This is a genomic window from Psychrobacter sp. TB20-MNA-CIBAN-0197 (genome assembly GCF_040309765.1).
Classification (GTDB): domain Bacteria; phylum Pseudomonadota; class Gammaproteobacteria; order Pseudomonadales; family Moraxellaceae; genus Psychrobacter; species Psychrobacter submarinus.
On record NZ_JBEOPC010001489.1, the window covers coordinates 1 to 231 of the forward strand.

Below are 231 nucleotides of genomic sequence, written 5' to 3' on the forward strand. Positions count from 1 at the left end.
TTTCTTTTTCAGACTCTTCTTGCGCTTTTTTAGTTTCTTCGTCGTCAAGCTTACCTAAATCTAAGTCACCACGTGTGATCGACTGTAGTTGCTTATCAGCAAATTCAGTTAGGTGACTCATCATCCACTCGTCAACACGGTCACTTAGTAGTAATACTTCAATGCCTTTTTTGCGGAAAATCTCTAAATGCGGTGAGTTTTTCGCAGCGGTGAATGTATCAGCTACTACGT

The 231-nt window shown here is 40.7% G+C and carries 1 pseudogene; it reads right to left on the reverse strand.

The features are described 5' to 3' along the window. A pseudogene (locus AAEY83_RS18935) lies at positions 1-231 on the reverse strand (molecular chaperone HtpG); the annotation flags it as partial.